22 protein-coding genes are annotated in these 23,698 nt (G+C 63.2%); 12 read left to right on the top strand and 10 right to left on the bottom strand.

Features of this window, described 5'->3' with window-relative positions:
• Window positions 1-67: 67 nt before the first annotated feature.
• From ABW22_RS07925 to argA, 3 genes are read right to left on the bottom strand one after another with little or no spacing between them, the layout of a single operon-like run.
• Window positions 68-2,845, bottom strand: a complete 2,778-nt coding sequence (locus ABW22_RS07925) for an EAL domain-containing protein (RefSeq protein ID WP_059754506.1) — start codon at window positions 2,843-2,845, stop codon at window positions 68-70.
• Window positions 2,842-3,735, bottom strand: coding sequence for a phosphate/phosphite/phosphonate ABC transporter substrate-binding protein (locus ABW22_RS07920; RefSeq protein ID WP_237763272.1), 894 nt, complete (start codon window positions 3,733-3,735; stop codon window positions 2,842-2,844). The genes ABW22_RS07925 and ABW22_RS07920 overlap by 4 nt, the downstream gene beginning before the upstream one ends.
• A 15-nt stretch (window positions 3,736-3,750) precedes the next feature.
• On the bottom strand, window positions 3,751-5,079 hold the full coding sequence (gene argA, locus ABW22_RS07915) for an amino-acid N-acetyltransferase (RefSeq protein WP_059754504.1): 1,329 nt from the start codon (window positions 5,077-5,079) through the stop codon (window positions 3,751-3,753).
• A gap of 200 nt (window positions 5,080-5,279) precedes the next feature.
• On the opposite strand from argA, the gene ABW22_RS07910 reads away from it, so the two are divergent.
• Window positions 5,280-5,708, top strand: coding sequence for a DsrE family protein (locus ABW22_RS07910; protein WP_059754501.1), 429 nt, complete (start codon window positions 5,280-5,282; stop codon window positions 5,706-5,708).
• Between the two features lie 58 nt (window positions 5,709-5,766).
• On the opposite strand, the gene ABW22_RS07905 is transcribed toward ABW22_RS07910, so the two are convergent.
• Window positions 5,767-6,546, bottom strand: coding sequence for a 16S rRNA (uracil(1498)-N(3))-methyltransferase (locus tag ABW22_RS07905; protein ID WP_059754498.1), 780 nt, complete (start codon window positions 6,544-6,546; stop codon window positions 5,767-5,769).
• A gap of 45 nt (window positions 6,547-6,591) precedes the next feature.
• Between ABW22_RS07905 and ABW22_RS07900 the strand changes: the two genes are divergently transcribed.
• The 9 genes from ABW22_RS07900 to ABW22_RS07860 all read left to right on the top strand — a co-directional run bounded on the left by ABW22_RS07900 (window position 6,592) and on the right by ABW22_RS07860 (window position 16,309).
• Entirely contained in the window at window positions 6,592-7,149 is a 558-nt protein-coding gene (locus ABW22_RS07900) for a thioredoxin family protein (protein ID WP_059754492.1), read from the top strand.
• Window position 7,150: 1 nt separating this feature from the next.
• A complete protein-coding gene (locus tag ABW22_RS07895; RefSeq protein ID WP_059754489.1) occupies window positions 7,151-7,765 on the top strand; it encodes a class I SAM-dependent methyltransferase in 615 nt (204 codons plus the stop codon).
• 2 nt (window positions 7,766-7,767) lie between these two features.
• A complete protein-coding gene (locus ABW22_RS07890; protein WP_059754486.1) occupies window positions 7,768-8,550 on the top strand; it encodes an inositol monophosphatase family protein in 783 nt (260 codons plus the stop codon).
• 234 nt (window positions 8,551-8,784) lie between these two features.
• Window positions 8,785-10,770 carry a transketolase gene (tkt, locus tag ABW22_RS07885; protein WP_059754483.1) on the top strand — a complete coding sequence of 662 codons (1,986 nt, stop codon included), beginning with the start codon at window positions 8,785-8,787 and terminating at the stop codon, window positions 10,768-10,770.
• 115 nt (window positions 10,771-10,885) lie between these two features.
• Entirely contained in the window at window positions 10,886-11,884 is a 999-nt protein-coding gene (gene gap, locus ABW22_RS07880) for a type I glyceraldehyde-3-phosphate dehydrogenase (protein WP_059754480.1), read from the top strand.
• Between the two features lie 152 nt (window positions 11,885-12,036).
• Window positions 12,037-13,218, top strand: coding sequence for a phosphoglycerate kinase (locus ABW22_RS07875; RefSeq protein ID WP_059754477.1), 1,182 nt, complete (start codon window positions 12,037-12,039; stop codon window positions 13,216-13,218).
• A gap of 89 nt (window positions 13,219-13,307) precedes the next feature.
• Entirely contained in the window at window positions 13,308-14,741 is a 1,434-nt protein-coding gene (pyk, locus tag ABW22_RS07870) for a pyruvate kinase (RefSeq protein WP_059754474.1), read from the top strand.
• A gap of 46 nt (window positions 14,742-14,787) precedes the next feature.
• Window positions 14,788-15,855: a class II fructose-bisphosphate aldolase gene (gene fba, locus ABW22_RS07865; protein ID WP_059754471.1), complete on the top strand. Its 1,068-nt coding sequence runs from the start codon at window positions 14,788-14,790 to the stop codon at window positions 15,853-15,855.
• Between the two features lie 274 nt (window positions 15,856-16,129).
• Window positions 16,130-16,309: a c-type cytochrome gene (locus ABW22_RS07860; protein WP_157648578.1), complete on the top strand. Its 180-nt coding sequence runs from the start codon at window positions 16,130-16,132 to the stop codon at window positions 16,307-16,309.
• Window positions 16,310-16,352: 43 nt separating this feature from the next.
• On the opposite strand, the gene ABW22_RS07855 is transcribed toward ABW22_RS07860, so the two are convergent.
• Window positions 16,353-18,344: a UvrD-helicase domain-containing protein gene (locus ABW22_RS07855; protein WP_059754465.1), complete on the bottom strand. Its 1,992-nt coding sequence runs from the start codon at window positions 18,342-18,344 to the stop codon at window positions 16,353-16,355.
• Window positions 18,341-18,742 (bottom strand): glutaredoxin family protein, encoded by a 402-nt coding sequence (locus ABW22_RS07850; RefSeq protein ID WP_059754462.1) that lies wholly within the window; start codon window positions 18,740-18,742, stop codon window positions 18,341-18,343. Before ABW22_RS07850 ends, ABW22_RS07855 begins: the two co-directional genes overlap by 4 nt.
• A 90-nt stretch (window positions 18,743-18,832) precedes the next feature.
• On the opposite strand from ABW22_RS07850, the gene ABW22_RS07845 reads away from it, so the two are divergent.
• Window positions 18,833-19,657, top strand: coding sequence for a symmetrical bis(5'-nucleosyl)-tetraphosphatase (locus tag ABW22_RS07845; protein ID WP_059754459.1), 825 nt, complete (start codon window positions 18,833-18,835; stop codon window positions 19,655-19,657).
• Here the strand turns inward: ABW22_RS07845 and ABW22_RS07840 are convergent.
• The 4 genes from ABW22_RS07840 to ABW22_RS07825 all read right to left on the bottom strand — a co-directional run bounded on the left by ABW22_RS07840 (window position 19,590) and on the right by ABW22_RS07825 (window position 22,981).
• Window positions 19,590-20,543 carry a lysophospholipid acyltransferase family protein gene (locus ABW22_RS07840; RefSeq protein WP_237763271.1) on the bottom strand — a complete coding sequence of 318 codons (954 nt, stop codon included), beginning with the start codon at window positions 20,541-20,543 and terminating at the stop codon, window positions 19,590-19,592. The two genes, ABW22_RS07845 and ABW22_RS07840, sit on opposite strands and share 68 nt — an antisense overlap.
• Before the next feature lie 19 nt (window positions 20,544-20,562).
• Window positions 20,563-21,312, bottom strand: coding sequence for a GNAT family N-acetyltransferase (locus tag ABW22_RS07835; RefSeq protein WP_059754456.1), 750 nt, complete (start codon window positions 21,310-21,312; stop codon window positions 20,563-20,565).
• A 262-nt stretch (window positions 21,313-21,574) separates the two neighbouring features.
• A complete protein-coding gene (locus tag ABW22_RS07830; RefSeq protein ID WP_059754453.1) occupies window positions 21,575-22,030 on the bottom strand; it encodes a hypothetical protein in 456 nt (151 codons plus the stop codon).
• 15 nt (window positions 22,031-22,045) lie between these two features.
• Window positions 22,046-22,981 (bottom strand): carbohydrate kinase family protein, encoded by a 936-nt coding sequence (locus ABW22_RS07825; protein WP_059754450.1) that lies wholly within the window; start codon window positions 22,979-22,981, stop codon window positions 22,046-22,048.
• A 118-nt stretch (window positions 22,982-23,099) separates the two neighbouring features.
• Here ABW22_RS07825 and ABW22_RS07820 point away from each other — a divergent pair.
• A partial coding sequence (locus ABW22_RS07820) for a zinc dependent phospholipase C family protein (protein WP_237763270.1) occupies window positions 23,100-23,698 on the top strand: 599 nt, incomplete at its 3' end.

The following is a 23,698-nucleotide window of genomic DNA, read 5'->3' as shown; positions in this document are numbered from 1 at the left end:
TAATCAATGCGCTGGATTGCCGCGCTTCGCTCGCAATGACGGCTATATCGAATTAATCAGTGTTTCCCTAGTCCTTGCCCTGCAGCGCCGGATGGTCTGGAATCGGCCGGTCGAGATGATAGCCCTGCACCAGGTCGACGCCGAATCGGCGCAGCAGGGCGAGGGTCTGGCCGTCCTCGACGTATTCCGCCACCACCGACTTGCCGAGACCGAGCGCGACGCTGACCATGGCCTGCACGAACACCTGGTTGTCGTGATCGTTGGCCAGGTCGCGAATGAAAATGCCGTCGATCTTGATGGTGTCGACATGCAGGTGCTTGAGGTAGGCGAAGGAGGCGAAGCCGACGCCGAAGTCGTCGAGACAGACGCCGCAACCCAGCTGGCGCAGCGCCTCGATCATGTGCTGCGCATCGTGCAGGTCGGAGACGGCGGCCGTTTCGGTGATTTCGACGATCAGACGGCTGGGAGTCACACAGCCTTCCCGTATGGCATCGCCGATGAACTGGGGCAGGCTGGGTTCGGACAGGGAACGCCCCGATATATTGATGGCGATGGACGGGATGTCCGGATTGTCGGACAACATGCGCAGCACTTCACGGATCACCCAGCGGTCGATATCGAGAATGCGGCCGCTTTTTTCGGCCAGCGGGATGAAGTGCGCCGGCATGATGAGCTGATCGGGGTTGCGTTCGTCGGTCATGCGGATAAGCGCTTCCAAATGCGACAGGGTGCCGTCTTCCGCCCGGTAAACGCCCTGGAAATGGAGCTGGAACAACGCCTTGTCGAGCGCGTTGCTGATGCGCTCGCCCCATGACAGACGGCTGCGCATCTCGCTGTCGGCCACGGTGTCCGCGCGATAGACGCGCCAGGTGTTCTTGCCGGCGTCCTTGGCCTGATACATGGCGATATCGGCGCGCGCGACCAGATCGTCGGCATCGGCGGCGTGCCCCGGATAGTAGGCAATGCCGAGGCTGGTGGTGAGCCGCAGGTTTTGCCCTTCGAAGCGGAAAGGAATCTGCGCCACCGCGCGTACCACGCGCTCGGCCAGTGCCTCGGCTTCGTTGTCCTGCACCGCAGGCAGCAGGATGGCGAATTCGTCGCCGCCCAGCCGTGCCAGCACTTCGTTGCGCCGCACCAGGGTGCCGATTTCGCCGGCCACCCGGATCAGCAGCGCATCGCCCGCGCGGTGGCCGGAGCTGTCATTGATGGTCTTGAATTCGTCGAGGTCGAAGAACATCACCGCGCATTGCGTCTGGTGGCGGTCGGTTTCCAGCATGGTGCGCGCCAGTTCCTGCTGGAAGCGGTGGCGGTTGTACAGCCCGGTGAGCGCGTCGCGCTCGGCCAGATACACCAGCTGATCGGCCGTCTGGCGTTCGCGGGTGACGTCTTCATAAATCCACAAATGGCCGATGAAGCGGCCTTCGCGGTCGCGCACCGGGTAATCGAGTTCGGTGATGACGCGGCCGTCGGCCATCTGGATTTCATAGCTGTCGGACAGCTCGCGCGTTTTCAGCACCTCCAGCAAATGCTTGGAGAAATGATCGGGGCGCGCCAGCGTCGAGGCGGACTTGGCCAGTACCTCATGCACCGGCAGGCCGATGAGGTCCGTCTCCTCCTCAATCATCCACATGCGGCTGAAGGTGGGGTTGTGGTAAATCACTCGGCCATCGGCGGCGACAAACAGAATGCCGAGGTTCATCGCCGACAGCAGCGAAACCAGACGAGCGCGTTCCTGCTCGGTTTCTGCCAGATACTTGCTTTGCAGGCTTTCCGCGGTGCGCAGTTCATTGATGGCCTGGCGCAGGTTGGATTCGGTCGCCTTGAGGTCGTCGATGCTGTGGATACTGGCGCGAATGCCCTGATACACCCCGCTGTAATCATGAATCGGCTGCCAGTTCAACGCTGCCCAGAAATGGCCGCCATCCTTGCGGCAAACCCGCAGCGCGTAACCCTGGCCGGAGGTGCCGCGCAGGGCGTGACGCAACTGGAACTCGGTTGCGGTTCGATCTTCCGGGTGGATGATGTCGGCCGGGAAATTCATCTGCCCCATGCATTCGCCGACGCTGTAGCCCAGCATGCGCTCGACCGAGGGATTGACCCACAACAGCTTGCCTTCGGGTGACAGCCAGAATTCGAGGTCGTGGGTGTAATCGGCGATGGCATGGAAGCGTGCCTCGTTTTCGTGTGCGCGCTCGACGTTGAAGCGGACCGCTTCGGCCATGCGGTTGAAGGTGCCGATCAGCTGGCCGATCTCATCTTCGCCTTCGCCCGTCAGCTTGACGTCGAGGTCGCCTTGCGCCATGCGTCTGCTGGCGCGGGTCAGCGCGACAAAGCGACGAACCACCGCGCCGGTCGACAGGGCCAGCAGGATGCCGGTCAGCAGCAGGGCGGCAGCAGCAATGATCAGGCTTTGCTGTACATAGCGGATGCGCGCCTGCTGAATGAAATCGCCCGACAAGACCAGGACGACTTCGCCATAGCGCTGGCCAGCCAGCTCAATCGGCTGCACCCGGCGGAAATCGGTTGCGGCGGCGCCGCTGCCGGTCCGGTGCACGACACGGTTGCTGCTGTCGCGCACCTCGATCATTTCCAGCCCGCCGTCGTGCTGCAGCGTCTCGATGATGTCGCGCACGCTGGCGTCATCCTGTTGCGTCAGGGGCGCAAGCAGGGCCGCCTCCAGGGTTTCCCCCACTTCCCGCACGCGTTGCTCGGCCTGTTGTTGCAGGGACTGGGTGGTGAGCTGCACCCCGTTGGCGATCAGAAAGCTCAGCATCACGGCTTCCACCGCCAGCGCGGCGAGGGTAAGCTTGTAGCGCAGCGAGAGTCGCCCCAGCCACGCCTTCATTGGGGCGCCCGCAACATTTCTTGCACCTGCAAGGCGTAGGGACGGAAGGCCTGCAGCTCGTTGCCGTCCACATCGGCGAAGCCACCGAAACCGCCGCGCTGCATGAAGGCCTGCCCCTCGGGCGTGGTGGCAAAACTCAGCAGCGTCTTGCGCACAGCCTGCGCCTCGGCGTCACGCAGGCGCGGGTGGGTGAGGTACATCAGGCTGGACAGGGGCGGCGTCTCGGCGAGCACGCGCAATTGCTGGCGCAATTCGGGGGGCATCAGCCTGTAGCTTGGCAGCCCCAGCATGGCAGCGTCCGCGCGCCCATTGATGACCTGCATCACGGCGTTGAGGTGGGTGCCGGAATCCGTTGTCTGGTAATCGATGTTGCGACTGAGTTCGTTCGCAGCCAGTTCGGCGTGGAGAGCCAATACCACGACGGCGATGGGGTCGGGTGTGGCGATGGTGCGGCCGCGCAACGCGTCCGGCGCATAGAACGGCGAATCGGCCTTGACCACCAGCAGGCCGCGCACCGGCTGGGCATATTTCAGCAGCGGCCGGTAGCCGGCATCCTGGCGCGCCAGCCAGGCTAGGTGTGGCGCCGTCAGCAGGATGTCGTATTCGCCCTGACGGGTGCGTTCGACAAAGGTTTTGAAGTCGCGCGCGGTGTAGATGGCGACGCGCCGCCGCAAGTGCTTTTCCAGCGCGTCGGCAAGCGGGCTGTAAGTCTCGACGGTCTGCCTTGCCGTCAAATGGGGAAAAACCCCGAAGCTCAGCGGTTTGTCCGCGCTGCAAGCGGGCTGGATGCCCGCGATCAGCAGCAAGACCCCAACCAGCAGGCGGGCAGTCTGCATGAACGCATGCAGGAGGCGGTGGGCCAGACCTGGCCACTGGGCAAATGAACGCAAGGTTTCTTTCCTTGTTTACAGCGACTTTTGCAGAACCTTGGATTTCCGCATGTAGTTGTAGAGCGCCTTTTTGCCTTTCGGCAGATGGTCGGGGCTGCTGTCGACGAAGCCGCGTTCCTCGAACCAGTGTTCGGAGCGGGTGGTCAGGACGAACAGGTTTTTGAAGCCGGCCTTTTTGCCCTTCTTCTCGGCCTCTGCCAGCAACAGGTCGCCAAAGCCGCGCCCACGAAAATCCGTGGAGACCGCCAGGCAGGCGAGTTCGGCGGCGTGTTCCTCGGGGAAGGGGTAAAGCGCCGCACAGCCGGCGATGACACCGTCGGATTCGAGCACCAGAAAGCGGTCGATCTCCATTTCCAGCAACTCGCGCGAGCGCCACACCAGGATGCCCTCGCGCTCCAGCGGCTCGATCAGGCCGAGGATACCGCCGACGTCGTCGATAGTGGCGGCGCGCAGGGTTTCCAGCGGCGCCGGGGTGATGAGGGTGCCGACGCCTTCGCGCGTGAACAGTTCGGACAGCAGCGCGCCGTCTCGATGCCGACTGATGAGGTGGGCGCGCTTGACGCCCTGCGTGCAGGCGGTGATCGCGCACGGCAGGTAATAGGCCACGTCCTCGGGCAGTTTCTTTGCCTTGCCCTGCCCCGCTTTTTCGAGCACCTGCCGCGCCTCGTTGACGGTGAGGGCGTTGTGGATGGTGCGGCCCTTGTCCGGCACCCCTTCGGTGTTCATCAGGAAAATCAGCTTGTCGGCGGCCAGTTCGACCGCCGCCTGGGTCGCCACGTCTTCCAGGCTGAGGTTGAAGATCTCGCCGGTCGGCGAATAGCCGATCGGCGAGAGCAGCACGATGTCGTACTGGTCCAGCCGTCTTCGAATGGCGGCGGCGGCGATCTTGCGCACCTCGCCGGTGTGCAGCAGGTCGACGCCGTCGCGTATGCCCAGCGGCTGCGCTGTAACGAAATTGCCCGAGGCCACCCGGATGTCGGCCCCCGCCATCGGCGTGTTGGCCAGCCCCAGCGACAACAGCGCCTCGATTTCCACCCGCACCGTGCCGGCAGCTTCCTTGACGCACGCCAGCGCCCGGTCATCGGTGACGCGCAGGCCGTTCACATAGCGGATCGCGGTACCGTTTTCGGTCAGCCGCGCCTCCACCTGCGGCCGCACCCCGTGCACCAGCACCAGCCGCACCCCCAGGCTGCTCAGCAGGTTGACGTCGTGCGCCAGCTGCACGAAGCCGCCGTCCGCGACCAGTTCGCCGCCAAAGGCGATGACAAAGGTTTTGCCGCGAAAGCCGTGGATGTAGGGCGCGGCGGAGCGGAACCAGTGAACGAAATCGGTGGTGTCTTTCAACGGAATGGCCCGAGCAGGGTGGATTGATGCGAAGGATACCGAAAAAAACCCCTCGCGCCGCGCAGGGGGCAACACAGAGAATGAGAATAAACGGAATAAATCGGATAGGCTGTACGTCATAACTAAAGCGAGACTGGATGTTTCGTTATATGCGAGACGGAATGTTTCCGTTTCAATCAACCTGAAGGAGACTTTGAAAAATGAAATCCATGAACAAGATGCTGGGCGCCCTGCTGGGCGGTGCCATGATGCTGGGTGTGCTGGCGCTGCCGGCGACGGGTCTGGCCGCCGACAAGGGCAAGCTGGTGATCCAGGTTAGCGACGGCAATCCGGCGACCTGGAATCTGGCACTGAATAACGCCAAAAACGTCCAGAAGGATGTGAAGGGGGCGATAATCGAAATCGTGGCGTATGGTCCGGGTATCGGCATGCTGAAAGCCGATTCCGAGGTGGCCAACCGTGTGGGCGAAGCCGTCGACTCCGGTATGAAAGTGGTGGCGTGCGAAAATACCATGAAGGGCCAGAAGCTCAGCAAGGCGGATATGAATCCCAAGATCGGCTACGTCAAGGCCGGCGTGGTGGAACTCATGGATCTTCAAGTGGAGGGGTATTCCTACATTCGTCCGTAATTCTGTTGGGCGTAAAAAAACCGGGCAGATGCCCGGTTTTTTTACGCCTGCCTGAACTTCAAAAATCGCCCCACAGGGTTTGCATCGCCGCCAGCGCCGCCAGTGCGGCGGTCTCGGTTCGCAACACGCGCGGCCCCAGCCGCACCGGGATGGCCCCCGCCGCCTCTAGCGCAGCGATTTCGTCGGCCTCGAATCCGCCTTCGGGGCCGGCTACCAGCCAATCCATTGCATCCGGCGGCGGCAGGTCGGCCAGCCGGGCCGCGGCCAGCGGCGACAGGAACAGCAGCCGTCCGCCTTTTTGTTGCCCTGAAGGACTCCGACTTTCTACGGGCTGAAGCCCGTGAAAGATCGTATGGCCGAGCCAGTGGGCCAGCGTCAGCGGCGCCGTCACTGGCGGCACCTGATTGCGTCCGCACTGCTCGCAGGCGCTCGTCACCACGCCCTGCCAGTGCGCCACGCGTTGGTCGGCGCGCGCGCCCGCCAGCTTGACCACGCTGCGCCTGGCGGCAATCGGCTGGATCGCCGTCACCCCGAGTTCGACCGCCTTCTGCAGGGTGTAATCCATGCGCTCGCCGCTCGAAATTCCCTGCGCCAGCATCACCCGCAAACGCGATTCGCGTTCGGTATCGGCAAAGCCGGTGACGCTGACCGCCACTTCGTCCTTGTGGATGCGCTCGATGCGCGCGGCGAATTCGCCGCCGCGGCCATTGAACAGGGTGATCGCATCGCCTTCCGTCAGTCGCAGCGCGCGCGCGGCGTGGCGCGCCGGGCCGGGCGGCAGGCTGAAGCGGGCGCCCGGGGCGAGCGGCTGGTCGAGATAAAAACGCGGTGCGGACATGTTGCTATTATGCCGGGATTGACTCGAAACTCTGTGGAGCACGCCATGGTTTCCCTGACTACCCCCGTATGCGATTTTGGCTGGAAAGCCCCCGAATTCAGCCTGCCCGGCATCGATGGCAAAGTGTGGACGCTGTCTGACGCGATGGGGCCGAACGGCCTGCTGGTGATGTTCATCTGTAACCACTGTCCCTATGTGAAGGCGATCCGCCCGCGGCTGGTACGCGACCTCGCCGAGCTTAAACAGCACGGCATTCATGCCATCGCGGTCATGTCGAACGACCCGACCGCCTACGCCGAGGATTCGTTCGACAACATGAAACAGGTGGCGGCGGAATTCGGCTTCCCCTTTCCCTACGTGATCGACGAAACGCAGGCGGTGGCAAAAGCCTACGGCGCGGTGTGCACGCCGGACTTTTTCGGCTTCAACCGCGATTTCGAGCTGCAGTACCGCGGCCGCTTCGACGAATCGCGCAAGGACATCGTGCCCGAGGGCGTGCGCCGCGACCTGTTCGAGGCGATGCAGGAAATCGCCGCGACCCAGCGCGGCCCCGCGGAACAGATCCCCAGCATGGGCTGTTCGATCAAGTGGAAGGACGCGTGACATGGTCGACCGCCGGCAGCATTGGGAAACCGTTTACCACAGCAAGGCAGCCGATGATGTCAGCTGGTTCCAGCCGCATGCCGCGCCATCGCTGCGCCTGATCGAGGGCTGTGCGGACAGGGATGCGCACATCATTGACGTCGGCGGCGGCGCCTCGGTACTGGTGGACGACCTGCTCGATGCCGGCTATCGCAACCTGGCCGTGCTCGATCTGGCCGAGTCGGCGCTGGCGGCCAGCCGCGCGCGGCTCGACGCACGGGCGCAATCGGTGCAGTGGATCGCCGCCGACATCACCCGGGCCGAGTTGCCGGCCGCGCGCTATGACGTCTGGCACGACCGCGCGGTGTTCCATTTCCTGACCGACCCGGCCGATCGCGCGCGCTATGTCGCGCAGGTGCTAAAGAGCGTGAAGCCCGGCGGACACGTCATCATCGCCGCCTTCGGCCCCGGCGGGCCGCTGCAGTGCTCGGGGCTGGACGTGATGCGCTACGCACCCGATGCGCTGCACGCCGAGTTCGGCGCACCTTTCCGCCTGTTGCGGCACCAAACCGAAACTCACCACACCCCCTCGGGGCAGGAGCAGGAATTTGTCTACTGTTATTGCGTGCGTGTCTGATCATGCTTGAAGACGTCAAGGCTGTGGTGCGCGAAATTGCGCAGCGCGAAGTCACGCCGCGCTTTCTCAAGGTGAAGCACAGCCACAAGCCGGACGGCAGCTTGTTTACCGAGGCGGATTCCGAGACGCAGGCCGCGCTGGAGGCGGCGCTGCCGCGGATCAAAAACGCGCCGGTGCTGGGCGAGGAAATGACCGAGCAGCGGCAGCACGACGCCTGGGATGCCGGGCGCGACGGGCTGTGGTGCGTCGATCCGATCGACGGCACCTCAAACTTTGTCGCCGGCGTGCCGTATTTCGCCGTGTCGGTGGCCTATCTCTACAAGGGCGAGCGCCAGCTGGGCGTGGTGTATGACCCCATCGCCGACGAGATGTTCAGCGCCGAGCGTGGCTGCGGCGCGCATCTGAATGGCGAGCCGCTTCCCTTGCGCGCACCCGTCACCGAGTTGCGCCGCGCGCTCGCCGGGGTCGAGATGAAGCGTATCGACCGTGAACTCGCCGGACGCCTGGCTGCATGGCCGCCGTATGCCTCGCAGCGTAATTTCGGCGCCTCCACGCTGGACTGGTGCTATACCGCCGCCGGGCGTTTCGACATCTATGTGCACGGCGGGCAGAAGCTGTGGGATTACGCCGCCGGCGCGCTGATCCTGGAAGAGGCGGGCGGGCGGCTGTCCAGCCTGTCGGGCAGCTTCGACATCGCCAATATATGGGAGCGATCGGTGGTGGCCTCGGCCAGCCCTGAGCTGTTCGAGTTGTGGCGTGACTGGCTGAAAGCGGCTGGCGCATAAGCCAGCCCATCGGGCAAATAAAAAGATTTTAGAAGGTGATCCTGAGTTGGCGCCTGAGTTGTGCGCGTTAAGCCATTGTTGTAGCGATGCTTTTCTAGGCTTTTGCCCCGGCTTGCGGAAGCTGGGCCTGCTAGCGGATAATCGAGGTTTTTGCATATTCTGCCCAAGCTGCCGCTGCACGGCTTACGCGGGCGGGAATTGCGATGCTTTTTTTACTTAGCTGAAGGGAACGCAATGCCAACCCGTAACGACCTGGCCAATGCCATTCGCGCGCTTGCAATGGATGCTGTCGAAAAAGCCAAATCCGGCCACCCCGGCGCCCCCATGGGCATGGCGGAAATCGCTGAAACGCTGTGGAATCACCACATGCGCCACAACCCCACCAACCCCAAGTGGGCAGATCGCGACCGCTTCGTGCTGTCGAACGGCCACGGCTCGATGCTGCTCTATGCATTGCTGCACCTGACCGGCTACGACTTGTCGATGGACGACATCAAGCAGTTCCGTCAATTGCACTCCAAGACCCCGGGCCACCCCGAATACGGCTACGCGCCCGGCATCGAGACCACCACCGGCCCGCTCGGCCAGGGCATCACAAACGCCGTTGGCATGGCCATGGCGGAAAAAGTGCTCGCCGCCGAATTCAACAAGCCCGACCACACCATCGTCGACCACCACACCTACGCGTTCCTGGGCGACGGTTGCATGATGGAAGGCATTTCTCACGAGTCGTGCGCGCTGGCCGGCACCTGGAAGCTCGGCAAGCTGATCGCCTTCTGGGACGATAACGGCATTTCGATCGATGGTCACGTCGAAAACTGGTTTACCGACGACACCGCCAAGCGCTTTGAGGCCTATGGCTGGCACGTCATCCCCCATGTCGACGGTCACGACGTCGTCGCGCTGGAAGCGGCGATCCAGGCTGCCAAGGCCGAGACCGACCGGCCCACCCTGATCTGCTGCAAGACCATCATCGGCAAGGGCTCGCCCAACAAGGCCGGCACCCACGACGTGCACGGCGCCGCGCTGGGCCACGACGAAGTCGTTGCGACCCGCAAGCACATGGGCTGGAATCACCCCCCGTTTGAAATTCCTGCCGACATCTACGCCGGCTGGGACGCCAAGACCAAGGGCCAGGGGCTCGAAACGCTGTGGAACAACAAGTTCGCCGAATACAAGGCAGCCTACCCGAAAGAGGCCGCCGAGTTCGAGCGCCGCATGAAGGGCGAACTGCCCGCCAACTGGAAGGCCCACGTCGCCGAGAAGCTGGCTGCGATCAACAGCAAGGGTGAAACCGTTGCCACCCGCAAGGCGAGCCAGATCGCGATCAACGCGCTGGCTTCGGCGCTGCCCGAGTTCCTCGGCGGTTCGGCCGACCTCACCGGTTCCAACCTCACCAACTGGGAAGGCTGCCATCCGGTGCGCCACGGCAACCCCGGCAACTACATCAGCTACGGCGTGCGTGAGTTCGGCATGGCCGCGATCATGAGCGGCATGGCGCTGCATGGCGGCCTGCTGCCTTTCGGCGGCACCTTCCTGATGTTCTCGGAGTACTCGCGCAACGCCATCCGCATGGCCGCGCTGATGAAGCAGCGCGTGATCCATGTGTTCACGCATGATTCCATCGGCCTCGGCGAAGACGGCCCGACCCACCAGCCGGTGGAGCAGACCGCCACCCTGCGCATGATTCCGAACATCGACGTCTGGCGCCCCTGTGACACGGTGGAAACGCTGGTCGGCTGGGTGCATTCGGTCGAGCGCACCACCGGCCCCACCTGCCATATCCTCAGCCGTCAGAACCTGCCGTTCATGGCGCGCGACGAAGCCACCCTGGCCAATATTGCCAAGGGTGGCTACGTGCTGAAAGATGCCGCCTCAGCCCGCGCGATCATCATCGCCACCGGCTCCGAAGTCGAACTGGCGATGAAGGCGCAGGAAGCCCTGGCCGCCGAAGGCATCGCTGTTCGCGTGGTGTCGATGCCGTCGACCAACACCTTTGACCGTCAGGACGCCGCCTACAAGGCCAGCGTGCTGACCAAGGGCCTGCCGCGCGTCGCGGTGGAAGCCGGTGTGACCGACTTCTGGCGCAAGTATGTAGGTCTGGAAGGCGCCGTGGTCGGCATCGACAGTTTCGGCGAATCCGCACCGGCGCCGGCGCTGTTCAAGCACTTCGGCATCACGACCGAGGCCGTCGTGGCTGCGGTCAAGGGCGTTCTGTAAACCTATAACCACAGAGGCACAGAGACACAGAGAGAACCCCTATCGGGTTTTGCTTTTCTCTGTGCCTCTGTGTCTCTGTGGTAAGAATTTTTTGTTTAACTCTGGAGACTGACACATGGCAATCAAAGTTGGCATTAACGGTTTTGGCCGCATCGGGCGCATGGCATTCCGCGCAATCGCCAAGGACTTCCCTGAAATCGAGGTCGTCGCGATCAACGACCTGCTCGAACCCGACTACCTCGCCTACATGCTGAAGTACGATTCGGTGCACGGCAACTTCAAGGGCGACATCGCGGTTGAAGGCAACAACCTCATCGTCAACGGCAAGAATATCCGCCTGACCGCCGAGCGCGAGCCGGGCAACCTGAAGTGGAACGAAGTGGGCGCCGACATCGTGATTGAGTGCACCGGCTTCTTCCTGACCAAGGACACCTGCCAGAAGCACATCGACGCGGGCGCCAAGAAGGTGGTGCAGTCCGCCCCGTCGAAGGACGATACCCCGATGTTCGTCTACGGCGTGAACCACGAAAAGTACGCCGGCGAAACCATCGTCTCGGCTGCTTCGTGCACCACCAACGCCCTGGCACCGGTTGCCAAGGTGCTGAACGACAACTTCGGCATCAAGCGCGGCCTGATGACCACCGTGCATGCCGCGACCGCGACGCAAAAAACCGTCGACGGCCCGTCTGCCAAAGACTGGCGCGGCGGCCGTGGCATCCTGGAAAACATCATCCCGTCCTCGACCGGTGCCGCCAAGGCCGTCGGCAAAGTGCTGCCGGAACTCAACGGCAAGCTGACCGGCATGGCTTTCCGGGTGCCGACCTCCGACGTGTCGGTGGTCGACCTGACCGTCGAGCTGAACAAGGAAGCCTCTTACGACGCCATCTGCGCCGCGATGAAGGCAGCCTCCGAAGGCGCGCTGAAAGGCGTGCTCGGCTACACCACTGACAGTGTCGTCTCCACCGACTTCCGCGGCTGCACCATGCCGTCGATCTTCGATGCCGGCGCCGGCATCGCGCTGGACGCCACCTTCGTCAAGGTCGTCGCCTGGTATGACAACGAGTACGGTTACACCTGCAACATGCTGCGCTTTGTGCAGCACGTGGCGAAGTAAGGCAGCAAAAAGCGGAGAGTCGAGAGCGGAGAGCAAAGCGCAAAGTGCGCTCACCGCTCTCGGCTAGCCACTCTCGACTCATCGTTGTGAGCCTTAAGGCCTGGCGCGCACCCCGCGCCAACCCTTAAACCTTACCTTCAGGAGAAACAACCATGGCATTCATTCGCGTCACCGATCTCGATCTTGCAGGCAAGCGCGTCTTCATTCGCGCCGACATGAACGTGCCGGTCAAGGACGGCAAGGTCACGTCGGACGCCCGCATCACCGCATCGATGCGCACCATCGAGCACTGCCTCAAGGCGGGTGCCAAGGTGATGGTCACCTCCCACCTCGGCCGCCCCACCGAAGGCGAATTCAAGGAAGCGGATTCGCTGAAGCCGGTGGTCGACGTCATCGCCCAGCGCATGGGCAAGAACATTCGCCTGATCCGCGAATGGGTCAACGGCGGCTTTGACGTCGCCGAAGGCGAACTGGTGGTGCTGGAAAACTGCCGCGTCAACGCGGGCGAAAAGAAGAACGTCGACGAAACCGCCAAGAAATACGCCGCGCTGTGCGACGTCTTCGTGATGGACGCCTTCGGTACCGCGCACCGCGCCGAAGCCTCGACCCACGGCATCGCCAAGTTCGCGCCGGTGGCCGCGGCCGGCATCCTGCTGACCGAAGAGCTCGAGGCACTGGAGAAAGCGCTGGCCAACCCGGCGCGGCCGATGGTCGCCATCGTCGGCGGCTCCAAGGTGTCGACCAAGCTGACCGTGCTGGAAGCGCTGTCGGAGAAGTGCGAGCAACTGGTGGTCGGCGGTGGTATCGCCAATACCTTCCTCAAGGCCACCGGCCATAATGTCGGCAAGTCCTTGTGCGAGGACGACCTGGTGCCGACCGCCCAGGCGCTGATCGAGAAGATGACCGCACGCGGCGCGACCATCCCGATCGCCGTCGACGTGGTGTGCGGCAAGAAATTCGACGCCAACGAACCCGCCGTGCTGAAGGACGCCGGCGACGTAGCCGACGACGACATGATTTTCGACATCGGCCCGAAGAGCGCGCAGGAAATTGCCGACATCATCATGAAGGCCGGCACCGTGCTGTGGAACGGCCCGGTCGGCGTGTTCGAGTTCGACCAGTTCGGCGAAGGCACCAAGACCATCGCGATGGCGATCGCCAACACCAACGCCTTCACCCTGGCCGGCGGCGGCGACACCATCGCCGCGATCCAGAAATACGACATCTACGACAAGGTGAGCTACATTTCCACCGCGGGCGGCGCTTTCCTAGAGTACCTGGAAGGTAAGGTTCTGCCCGCCGTGGCGATTCTGGAGGAACGGGCGGCAGGCTAAGCTGCCAGCAGAGAGTCGAGAGCCGAGAGCCGAGAGTCAAGGCTTCCCCGCTCTCGACTCACCACTCTCCGCTCTCGACTAAAAAAAACATGATTCGCAGAACCAAAATCGTCGCCACCCTCGGCCCCGCCTGTTCCGATGCCAAAACCCTGGACCGGATGATGGAAGCCGGCCTGGATGTGGTGCGTCTCAATTTTTCCCACGGCGTGGCGCAAGACCATATCGACCGTGCCGAGCTGGTGCGCTCCCTGGCCCGCGCACGCGGCCGCGCGGTCGGCGTGCTGGTTGACCTGCAGGGCCCGAAGATTCGTATCGGCAAGTTCAAGGACGACAAGATCACCCTCGCCAAGGGCGATGCCTTCATTCTCGACGCCGCCTGTACGCTGGGTGACCAGACCCGGGTCGGTCTCGATTACAAGGAATTGCCGAATGATGTGACGCGTGGCGTGACCCTGTTGCTGGACGACGGCCGCATCGAATTCTGGGTCGAGGAGGTCCGCGGCACGGAAATCATCTGTAAGGTGGTGCAAGGCGGTGTGCTGTCCAACAACAAGGGCATCAACCGCAAGGGCGGCGGGTTGTCGGCAGCCGCCCTGACCGAAAAAGACATCGAGGACATCAAGACCGCCGTGGCGCTGGATGCGGATTATCTGGCGGTATCGTTCCCGCGCTCCGGTGCCGATATGCGCCAGGCGCGCGAACTGCTTCGCGCGGCCGGCGGCAAGTGCCAGCTGGTCGCCAAGATCGAGCGCACTGAAGCGATTGAAAACCTCGAGGAAATCCTCGACGCCTCCGACGCCATCATGGTGGCGCGCGGCGACCTCGGGGTGGAAGTCGGCGATGCCGCGGTGCCCGCGTTGCAGAAGCGCATGATCCGCATGGCGATCGAGCGCAACAAGGTTGTCATCACCGCCACGCAGATGATGGAATCGATGATTTCCAGCCCGATTCCCACCCGTGCCGAAGTCTCTGACGTCGCCAACGCGGTGCTCGACGGCACCGATGCGGTGATGCTGTCGGCCGAAACGGCGGCGGGCCTGTTCCCGGTCGAGGCGGTTCAGGCGATGCACCGTGTCTGTCTGGAAGCAGAGAAGGAAGCTGAATCCGTATTTACCGGTGCGCGGCTCGACCACAGTTTTTTGCGCCCGGATGAAGCGATTGCGATGTCGGCGGTGTTTACCTCGGTGCACCTCAACATCAAGGCGATTGCCGCACTGACCGAATCCGGCAACACCTGCCTGTGGATGAGCCGCCTGTCCACCCGCGTGCCGATTTATGCCTTGACACCGAAAGTTCAAACACGTAGAAAAGTCACTCTTTTCCGCGGCGTCTACCCGATCAATCTCAAAACGGCCACCAAGGAGCGCGATGCCCTGCTGGCGGAAGCCGAGGAAGAACTGCGGCGGCGCGGCGCGGTGCGCGATGGCGACCTGATCCTGCTGACCATCGGCGAGCCGATCGGTCAGTCGGGCGGCACCAACACCATGAAAATCGTCCGCGTGGGCGATTCCAGAAAACCCTGATTTTGCAAGTTAGCTTGCTGCATATTTTTTAACCTAGGAGACTGCAATGGCACTGATTTCCCTTCGTCAACTGCTCGATCATGCCGCCGAGAACGGCTATGGTTTGCCCGCGTTCAACGTCAACAATATGGAACAGGTCCAGGCCATCATGCAGGCCGCCGCCGCCGTGGATTCCCCGGTGATCCTGCAGGGTTCCGCGGGCGCTCGTTCCTATGCCGGTGAACCCTTCCTGCGCCACCTTATCCTGGCGGCGATCGAAATGTATCCGCAGATCCCCGTCTGCATGCACCAGGACCACGGTGCATCCCCCAGCATTTGTTTCCGCTCTATCCAGTCCGGTTTCAGCTCCGTAATGATGGACGGCTCTCTGGGCACCGACGGCAAGACGCCTTCCAGCTACGAGTACAACGTTGAAACCACGGCCAAGGTGGCCGAGTTGGCGCATGCCTGCGGCGTGTCCGTCGAGGGCGAACTGGGTTGTCTCGGTTCCCTCGAATCCGGCATGGCCGGTGAAGAAGATGGTCACGGCGCCGAAGGCAAGCTGTCCCACGACCAGCTGCTGACCGACCCGGATGAGGCCGCCGATTTCGTTTCCAAGACCCGCGTGGACGCGCTGGCGATCGCCATCGGCACCTCCCACGGCGCGTACAAGTTCACCCAGAAGCCCACTGGCAAGGTGCTGCGCATCGACCGTGTGAAGGAAATCCACGCCCGCATCCCCAACGTGCACCTGGTCATGCACGGCTCCTCTTCGGTGCCGGAAGAATGGCTTGAAATCATCAACAGCTACGGCGGCGACATGGGTCAGACCTATGGCGTGCCGGTCAGCGAAATCGTCGAAGGCATCAAGAACGGCGTGCGCAAGGTCAACATCGACACCGACCTGCGCATGGCGTCCACCGGCGCCATCCGCAAGTACCTGGCGGAAAACAAGTCCAACTTCGATCCACGTAAATTCCTCAAGGAAGCCACCAAGGGCATGAGCGACATTTGCCGGAATCGTTATGAAGCCTTCGGCGCGGCGGGCCAGGCGAGCAAGATCAAAAAGGTCTTCAGCCTGGAAGACATGCAGAAGCGCTACGACAAGGGCGAACTGGACCCCAAGGTCAACTGATCGCTGGGTTGATGTGATGAGGGGGGCGCTGCGGCGTCCCCTTTTTCATGGTGCTGCAGTGCGGCACTGCGCACTGTTAAAGCCGGGGTGGACAAGACGGGTGAGAAGGATTTAATTAATTAAAGACATTGTTGTCTCGTGAAGAGGAGCCAAAATGAAACAATATGCTGCATTGATCGCACTTGCACTGCCCCTGCTCTCTATGCCGGTGAGCGCCAGCGAGGAACTCGCGAAGATAAATGCATGATGTGCCATAAAGATGGACGCAAAAGGCATGGGTCCTTCGTTGAAGGAAATCTCGGCCATGTACAAGGGACAGGACGGTGCGGTGGCCATGTTGGCCAAAAGCACGCTCGAGGGCTCCACTGGAAAGTGGGGTACCAAGCCCATGAAGCCGCAAAAGGTTGATCTGGCGGACGCACACAAGTTGTCGGAGTGGATCCTCTCGCTTTAAGGCCTGATCGTGGCAGCGGCGTCATGCGCCGCGCGCCCGTGAATCACAGCGACTCGCCTAGCATCGCCTTGAGGGCGGCGAGGCGGTTGCTGCCGTTTGCCTTGGCGGCCGCGTCGGTGGGTTTTTCGGGCTGGCGCACGTCGTCGCCGAGTTCGTCAATGAAGCGCGACGGGTCGCAGGCCACTGATTCGCGCGCGCGCTTGCGGCGCGAGCAGTAGGACAGCGTGAGCGATTTTTTCGCGCGGGTGACGCCGACGTACATCAGGCGGCGCTCCTCTTCCAGGCGACCTTCGTCGACCGCGTCGCGGTGCGGCAGGATGTTCTCTTCCACGCCGACCAGAAATACATGGCCGAATTCGAGCCCCTTGGCAGCGTGCAGAGTGGACAGTCGCACTGCGTCGGGCTCGGCTTCCTCACGGCCTTCCAGCAGGGTGATCAGCGCGATGGTCTGGGTCAACTGCAATAAGTTCTTGTCGTCCTCCTCGCCCTTCTTGGCGATCCAGGCGGCAAATTCGAGCACGTTGTTCCACTTGTTCTGAGCCGCGCGCGCATCGTCCTGATCGAACACATAAATCTCGTAGTCGATCGATTTCAGTAGATCGTTCAGCACTTCGCCTGCCGGCTCGCGGGTGACCCGCGCCTCGAAACGGTTGATGAAGTTGCTGAATTCAAGCAGCGGTGCCAGCTGGCGCTCGCCGATCTGCGCGACTGCCGCGGCAGAAAACACCGCCTCGAACAGGCTCACATGCAGGGTGGCGGCGACCTGGCCGAGCTTTTCCAGCGTCGCCGTGCCGATCCCCCGCTTCGGCGTGGTGACCGCGCGGATGAAGGCCGGGTCATCGTCGCTGTTGGCGATCAGGCGCAGGTAGGCGATCACGTCCTTGATTTCGGCACGGTCGAAAAACGACTGCCCGCCGGACAGCTGATACGGCACTTTTTCGTTGCGCAGCGCCTTCTCGAATACACGCGCCTGGTAGTTGCCGCGATACAGGATGGCGTAGTCGCGCCATTCGGTGCGGTGCTGGAATTTATGCGACAAGAGGCGCATGACCACTGACTCGGCCTCATGTTCGTCGTCGCGCGTTGGCATCACCTGGATGGCGTCCCCCAGGCCGAGATCGCTCCACAGGCGTTTTTCGAACAGCTTGGGGTTGTGGGCGATCAGGCTGTTGGCGGCTTTCAGGATGCGCACGCTTGAACGGTAATTCTGTTCCAGCTTGACCAGGTGCAGGTGCGGATAGTCCTCGCGCAGCTGTCGCAGGTTGTCGGCCGAGGCACCGCGCCAGCCATAGATTGCCTGATCGTCATCACCGACCGCGGTGAACGCCGCGCGCACCCCGGTCAGCTTTTGCAGCAGGCGGTATTGCGCAATGTTGGTGTCCTGGTATTCGTCCACCAGGATGTGGCGCAGCCGGTTCTGCCACTTCTCGCGCAGCTCGAAGTGGGTGTCGAGCAGCTCGGCGGGCAGGCGAATCAGGTCGTCGAAGTCCACCGCCTGATACGCGCGCAGCGTCGCATCGTAGCGGTCATAAATTTTTGCATAGGCGCGCGCGTTGTCGTCCTCGGCAGTTAGCAGGGCGGCGGCGGGCGACTTCAGCTCGTTCTTCCACAGCGAGATTCGCGACACTGCGCGGCGGATTTCCTGCTTGTCGGTGGTCTTGAGGATTTCCGAAATGATGCCGGCGGCGTCGGCCGAATCGAGGATCGAAAAGGCTGGTTTCAGTTCGGCGAACTTCGCGTCCTCGCGCAGCATCCTGAGGCCCATCGAATGGAAGGTGGTGACGATCAGTCCCTTGGTGTTGACGCCCTGCGTCAGCTTGGCGGCGCGATCCTGCATCTCGCGCGCCGCCTTGTTGGTGAAGGTGATGGCGGCAATCGAGCTGGGCTTGTAGCCGCATTCGCCGATCAGGTAGGCGATCTTGTGAGTGATGACGCGTGTCTTGCCCGAGCCGGCGCCGGCCAGCACCAGCAGGGGGCCGTCGAGGTATTTCGCCGCTTCGCGCTGCGGCGGATTCAATGCAGCAACCAGGCTCATGCCGCAGGCGAGTCGCCGAATTCTCGGTTGAGATAGGCGGTGACGGCATTCGAATCGTACAGCCAGGTTGGCAGGCCCTGTGCGTCGGTGGCTTGCAGACAGGGCACTTGCGGCTTGCCGCCGCCGGCAAGCAGGGCATCACGGTGGGCGGTGCTGTGCTGGGCGTCGCGTAGCTCGATCTTGAGCGACAGCCGCCGGATGGTGCGCCGGGTTTTCAGGCAGAACGGGCAGGTTGGAAAATAGTACAGCGCAAGATGCTGCGTGCGTGCGTCGATGGCCTGCTGCTCAGCCTCGGGGCGCACGATGCCCTTGGGGCGGGTGAGACAGTCACCCAGCAGCACAAACGGGCCAACAACGACGCGCACGGTTTTGAAAAACAGACGAATAACAGGCTTCATAGTCAGGATTGTATGGAAGGGGTGTCACGTGGGGTTCAGGCGGGAGCGCTATGATGCGGGCAACACAGCACACGAATAGCCGTATTTTATATGCCTACCTATGCCATTGGCGATCTTCAGGGGTGCCAGCATTCCCTGCTGCGTCTGCTGGATGAAATTCGTTTCGACCCGGCGGCCGATCGGCTGTGGCTTGTCGGCGATCTGGTCAACCGCGGGCCGGATTCGCTGGCGGTGTTGCGGTTTGTCAAAAGCCTGGGGAATGCCGCCATCAGCGTGCTCGGCAATCACGATCTGCACTTGCTGGCGCTGGCCGAGGGGTTTGGCCGCGTGCACAAGGGCGACACGCTCGATGCCATCCTGAATGCCCCCGACCGCGACGAACTGCTGGCCTGGCTGCGCCAGCAGAAACTGGCCTGGCGCGAGGGCGATTGGCTCATGGTGCATGCGGGCGTGCTGCCGGACTGGACGCCTGACGACACGATGCAGCGGGCGGCAGAAGCCGAGGCGATGCTGCAGGGCGCGCATTACCGCGATTTCTTCGCGCAGATGTACGGCAACGCGCCGGTTGCGTGGGATGCGGATATGCAGGGCATCGAGCGCCTGCGGGTGATCGTCAATGCCTTCACCCGGCTGCGTTATTGCTCGGCTGAAGGCGAGATGGAATTCCACCACAAGGGCGCGCCCGGCACCCAGCCGGCCGGTTGGCTGCCGTGGTTTGAGGTGCCGGGGCGCAAGAGCGCCGCGGCGACGATCATCATTGGCCACTGGTCGACACTCGGGCTGATCAACCGCAGTGATTTGATCGCGCTGGATACCGGCTGCCTGTGGGGTGGCAGGCTGAGCGCGGTCAGGCTGGAGGATCGGCAGGTGTTTGCGGTGCCGTGTCCGATGCAGCTGCGCCATGACCGCCCGTAGGGCGAGCGTCTGGCGGCGTACCCCTTGCGGGTGCTGCGCCATGACCGCCCGTAGGGCGAGCGTCTGGCGGCGTACCCCTTGCGGGTGCTGCGCCATGACCGCCCGTAGGGCGAGCGTCTGGCGGCGTACCCCTTGCGGGTGCTGCGCCTAAAAGCCTGGCGGTCGCCGCTTCTGCCAGCGCGGCCAGTTCGCGCCGGTGGCCGTTCGGCAGGATCGGTTCGCCGAACTGCAGTTCGGCGATAAGGCCGGGTTCGCTGACGATCTGCTTGAGGCTCTGCCACATGCTGATATCGTCGATGTAGGCGGGCGCCGCGCTGTATTCGCCCGCCAGCGTGCGGTAATGCAAGGCTGCCGGCACAACCGGGCAGTTCAGCTGGACCGCAGGCTGCAACAGCGACGGCATGAATCGCCGCAGTGCCCGTCCGTCGCTAGTGGTGCCTTCGGGGAATACCGCGACCCACGCGCCGTCCTGCATCAGATCGTGCATCTCGGGGATGATGCGCGCAGTGTCGGCACGGCGGCCGCGTTCGATGAACAGGGTGCCGGACTTCTGCGCCAGCCAGCCCGCCACCGGCCACGCCCGCACCTCGGCCTTGGACACGAAGTGCACTCGCTGCGCGGCGTAGATCAGATAGATGTCCAGCCACGAGATGTGGTTGCACACCAGCAGCGCCCCCCCCGGTAGACGGGGCGCGGGCGCCAACTGCGCCCGCACGCCGAGCACCCGCAGCAGACGCCGCGCCCAGGCCGTGATGAAACGGTCGCGTTGCACAGGTTTGAACAGGGGAAACGCCAGCCCGGCGACCGTCACCCCCCACGCGAGGTGCAGCATCAGCAGGCTGATGCGGAGGGTGCGGCGCAAGGTAACGGGAAGGCGGGCGAGCATCACCCGCCTATTGTAAAGCTCAGGGAATAAACCGGCGGGCATAGCTGCGGTTCAACTGCGCCATCGGCAGCAACATCAGCAGGTCGGCGGTGTTGAAATCGGGATCCCATGCCGGTTCGCCGCACACCATCGCGCCCAGCCGGGTGTAGCCCTTGATCAGCGGCGGCAGCGCGGCGTTCTGGCCGTCGTCGAGCGATTCAACCGGCAGGCGATCGCGCGGAGCGGCGTGCCATTCGATCGGGGCCAGATGGCTTTCACACAACTGGCGATGCACGCTGGCAGCGATATGGCCGCCGTCGGCCATGCCGATGCTGGCGCAGCCGACAACGTACTCGTAACCATAGCGCGTCATGTAGTCGGCTAGTCCCATCCACAGACGGGCGATGACGGCGCCGCTGCGGTGCGCCGGATGCACGCACGAACGCCCCAGCTCGGCCATGCGCGGGCGCAGGAAATTCAGCCGGGTGAGGTCGAATTCCTGTTCGGAATAATAGCTGCCGACACGCCTGGCGGCGTCGGGCGGGAGGATGCGATAGGTGCCGACGACTTCGCCGCTCGCCAGTTCACGCACCAGCAGGTGGTCGCAGAACGGGTCATACAGATCGGTGTCGTGTCCGGGCAGAGCGGTTGACAGACGCGCGCCCATTTCCTCGGCAAACACCTGGTAGCGCAGGCGCTGCGCTTCGCGGATTTCGCTGTCGTCGACCGCCAGCGACAGGTGATAGCGGCTGGCGGGGACGGGTTGAACAGTGCTGCGGACGTCGAGCATGGGGCACTCCTGTTGATGGAATGCGCCCAGCTTAGTGACGGGGTGTTAATGGATGGTGACAGCAGGATTGCGAAACGGTGACGCTGGTTTTTAACCTGAAAACCGCATTTGAACCACAGAGGCACTGAGAAAGACAATAAATCAACAGGTTACCCACGCTTGCCCACTCACCCGATCGGTGACTGGGCAGCGCGACGTAAGCCTTTGTTTTTCCTCTGTGTCTCTGTGGTGAGGAATTTAGGTTTAATGTGGTATTTCGGGTTTATTGCGTCACCCGGGTGACGCCCCCACCCGACAGTACGCGTACGCGGTCGCCCCCGCGGAATTCCTGGTCGGCCGCCTGGGTGATGGCAATCATTCGTCCCGAATCGAGCTTGACCGTGATTTCCACGCCCTTTTGACGGGTGACGGCTTCTTCCGCCGCCGCGCCGCCCACGCCGCCCAGCACCGCGCCGATGGTTGCACCGACCACGCTGCCGCGGCCGCCGCCGACCGTACTGCCGGCCACCCCGCCGACGATGGCGCCTGCACCCGCGCCAATCGGCGTCTTGGTGCCCTCGATGGTGACCTCGCGCACCGACTCCACGATACCCATCTGCACTTCCTGCACGGTGCGCGCCTGGCTGCGGCTGTAATCCGAACCGCCCATTCCAGCCGGACAGCCTGCCAGCAGCAGGGTGCTGGCGGCAATGAGGGCAACTGCAAAGGGTTTGTTCATGATGTGCTCCTGTCTTTACGCGTAATGATAGTCAAACTGGGTATGGAATTCGCTGGCGATTTCATCGCGGCCGGGGCGGTGGTTTTGTCCGCCGCGCTGGGCGATCTTGATCGCCCCCATGAGACTGCCCAGACGGCCGGAGGTTTCCCAGTCGAGCCCGTGGGTGATGCCGTACAGGATGCCGCTGCGATAGGCGTCGCCGCAGCCGGTGGGGTCGAGGATGGCGGCGGGGCGCGCAGCTGGAATGTCAAGTTGCTTGCCGGCCGTGTAAATCACCGAGCCTTCGGCGCCGCGCGTCACGATCAGCGCCTCGACGTGGCGCGCCAGCGTGGCCAGGTTTTCCCCGGTGCGCGCTTGCAGTAGTTCGGCTTCGTAGTCGTTGAGGATGACGTAGCTGGACTTGTGGACGCACTCCAGCAGTTCCTCGCCAGTGAACAGCGGCATGCCCTGGCCGGGGTCGAAGATGCACGGCACCGCGGCTTCGTGAAAGCCGCGAACGTGGCGCAGCATGCCGTCGCGGCCGTCCGGCGAGACGATGCCGAGCTTGACGTCCGGCACCTGGCGCACGTCGTTTTCGTGCGAATAGTTCATCGCGCCGGGGTGAAAGGCGGTGATCTGGTTGTCGGCGAGGTCGGTGGTGATGAAGGCCTGCGCGGTGTAGGTGCCGGCAATATGGCGGATGTAGTCGCGCGAAATCGCATGGTCGTCGAGGCGTTCGCCGTAGGCGCCGAAGTCGTCGCCGACGGTTGCCATGATCAGCGGCTCGCCGCCCAATAGTTTCAGGTTGTAGGCGATGTTGCCGGCGCAGCCGCCGAACTCGCGGCGCATCTCGGGCACCAGAAACGACACGTTCAGCATGTGGATCTTGTCGGGCAGGATGTGATTTTTGAAGTGATCCTGAAACACCATGATGGAGTCGAAGGCGAGGGAACCGCAGATGAGGGTGCGCATGATGGGAGCGGGATGGAAAGCGACAGCGGGAATTATACGCAGGCCGGCAAGGTCGGGTTTCATGGAAGGTTCACGCGCCTGACCGCGAACGGTCATGTGGCGCGGCCATGCTGCGCGCATGAACACGCGACGTACCGTATTGCTGTGGTCGGTTCCGGCGGTCCTGTTTGCCGGGGACGCGCTGGCGTGGGGGCTGATTACCCACGTGTATTTCGCGCAGTTGCTGGTGTGGGCGGTGCCGTTGCTCGACCCCGCCTTGCGGCGCGCGGTGCGGCGTTTTCCGCAGCGGCTGATGGCGGGCGCCTGCCTGCCCGATCTGGCGCTGGTGGGGGCCACCGCGCGCACCCGCGCATTCGACGCCAGCCACCGCTGGGAAACCGCGCATGCGCTGCTGGAGGCGGCGCACGATGACGCAACGCGCGCCTGCGCGGTCGGTGCGATGAGCCATCTGTGGGTCGACATCATCGCGCACAACCACTTCGTCCCGGCACACGAACATTTGTGGTGGAACGTGCCGATGCTGACGCACGCCGCGGCGGAATGGGCGATGGACCGCCACATCGCGCGGCATCTGTTCCGCCCGCCCGCTACCCTGCTGCGGGCCGATGACTGGCTGGTCGATTACGTGGCATGCAATTTCGGCTGCACGCCTGCCGCCAGCCGCCGCGCGATCAGCCAGCTGGCCGGTGCCGAAAGCCTGCTGCGGCACAGCCGCTT

The sequence above is a fragment of the Thiobacillus denitrificans genome (assembly GCF_001530125.1).
Classification (GTDB): Bacteria; Pseudomonadota; Gammaproteobacteria; order Burkholderiales; family Thiobacillaceae; genus Thiobacillus; species Thiobacillus denitrificans_C.
Note: the sequence above shows the minus strand (reverse complement) of the source record. Positions and strands in the feature narration are given on the sequence as shown.

Bases quoted from the DNA above. Each gene is read 5' to 3' on its own strand.
- ABW22_RS07825 (WP_059754450.1), bottom strand. From the start codon at position 22,981: ATGCGCACCCTCATCTGCGGTTCCCTCGCCTTCGACTCCATCATGGTG.
- ABW22_RS07840 (WP_237763271.1), bottom strand. From the start codon at position 20,543: ATGCTCGCCCGCCTTCCCGTTACCTTGCGCCGCACCCTCCGCATCAGC.
- ABW22_RS07845 (WP_059754459.1), top strand. From the start codon at position 18,833: ATGCCTACCTATGCCATTGGCGATCTTCAGGGGTGCCAGCATTCCCTG.
- gap (WP_059754480.1), top strand. From the start codon at position 10,886: ATGGCAATCAAAGTTGGCATTAACGGTTTTGGCCGCATCGGGCGCATG.
- ABW22_RS07850 (WP_059754462.1), bottom strand. From the start codon at position 18,742: ATGAAGCCTGTTATTCGTCTGTTTTTCAAAACCGTGCGCGTCGTTGTT.
- ABW22_RS07855 (WP_059754465.1), bottom strand. From the start codon at position 18,344: ATGAGCCTGGTTGCTGCATTGAATCCGCCGCAGCGCGAAGCGGCGAAA.
- ABW22_RS07890 (WP_059754486.1), top strand. From the start codon at position 7,768: ATGCTTGAAGACGTCAAGGCTGTGGTGCGCGAAATTGCGCAGCGCGAA.
- ABW22_RS07895 (WP_059754489.1), top strand. From the start codon at position 7,151: ATGGTCGACCGCCGGCAGCATTGGGAAACCGTTTACCACAGCAAGGCA.
- ABW22_RS07835 (WP_059754456.1), bottom strand. From the start codon at position 21,312: ATGCTCGACGTCCGCAGCACTGTTCAACCCGTCCCCGCCAGCCGCTAT.
- fba (WP_059754471.1), top strand. From the start codon at position 14,788: ATGGCACTGATTTCCCTTCGTCAACTGCTCGATCATGCCGCCGAGAAC.
- ABW22_RS07905 (WP_059754498.1), bottom strand. From the start codon at position 6,546: ATGTCCGCACCGCGTTTTTATCTCGACCAGCCGCTCGCCCCGGGCGCC.
- pyk (WP_059754474.1), top strand. From the start codon at position 13,308: ATGATTCGCAGAACCAAAATCGTCGCCACCCTCGGCCCCGCCTGTTCC.
- tkt (WP_059754483.1), top strand. From the start codon at position 8,785: ATGCCAACCCGTAACGACCTGGCCAATGCCATTCGCGCGCTTGCAATG.
- ABW22_RS07925 (WP_059754506.1), bottom strand. From the start codon at position 2,845: ATGAAGGCGTGGCTGGGGCGACTCTCGCTGCGCTACAAGCTTACCCTC.
- ABW22_RS07860 (WP_157648578.1), top strand. From the start codon at position 16,130: ATGGGTCCTTCGTTGAAGGAAATCTCGGCCATGTACAAGGGACAGGAC.
- ABW22_RS07900 (WP_059754492.1), top strand. From the start codon at position 6,592: ATGGTTTCCCTGACTACCCCCGTATGCGATTTTGGCTGGAAAGCCCCC.
- ABW22_RS07830 (WP_059754453.1), bottom strand. From the start codon at position 22,030: ATGAACAAACCCTTTGCAGTTGCCCTCATTGCCGCCAGCACCCTGCTG.
- ABW22_RS07910 (WP_059754501.1), top strand. From the start codon at position 5,280: ATGAAATCCATGAACAAGATGCTGGGCGCCCTGCTGGGCGGTGCCATG.
- ABW22_RS07875 (WP_059754477.1), top strand. From the start codon at position 12,037: ATGGCATTCATTCGCGTCACCGATCTCGATCTTGCAGGCAAGCGCGTC.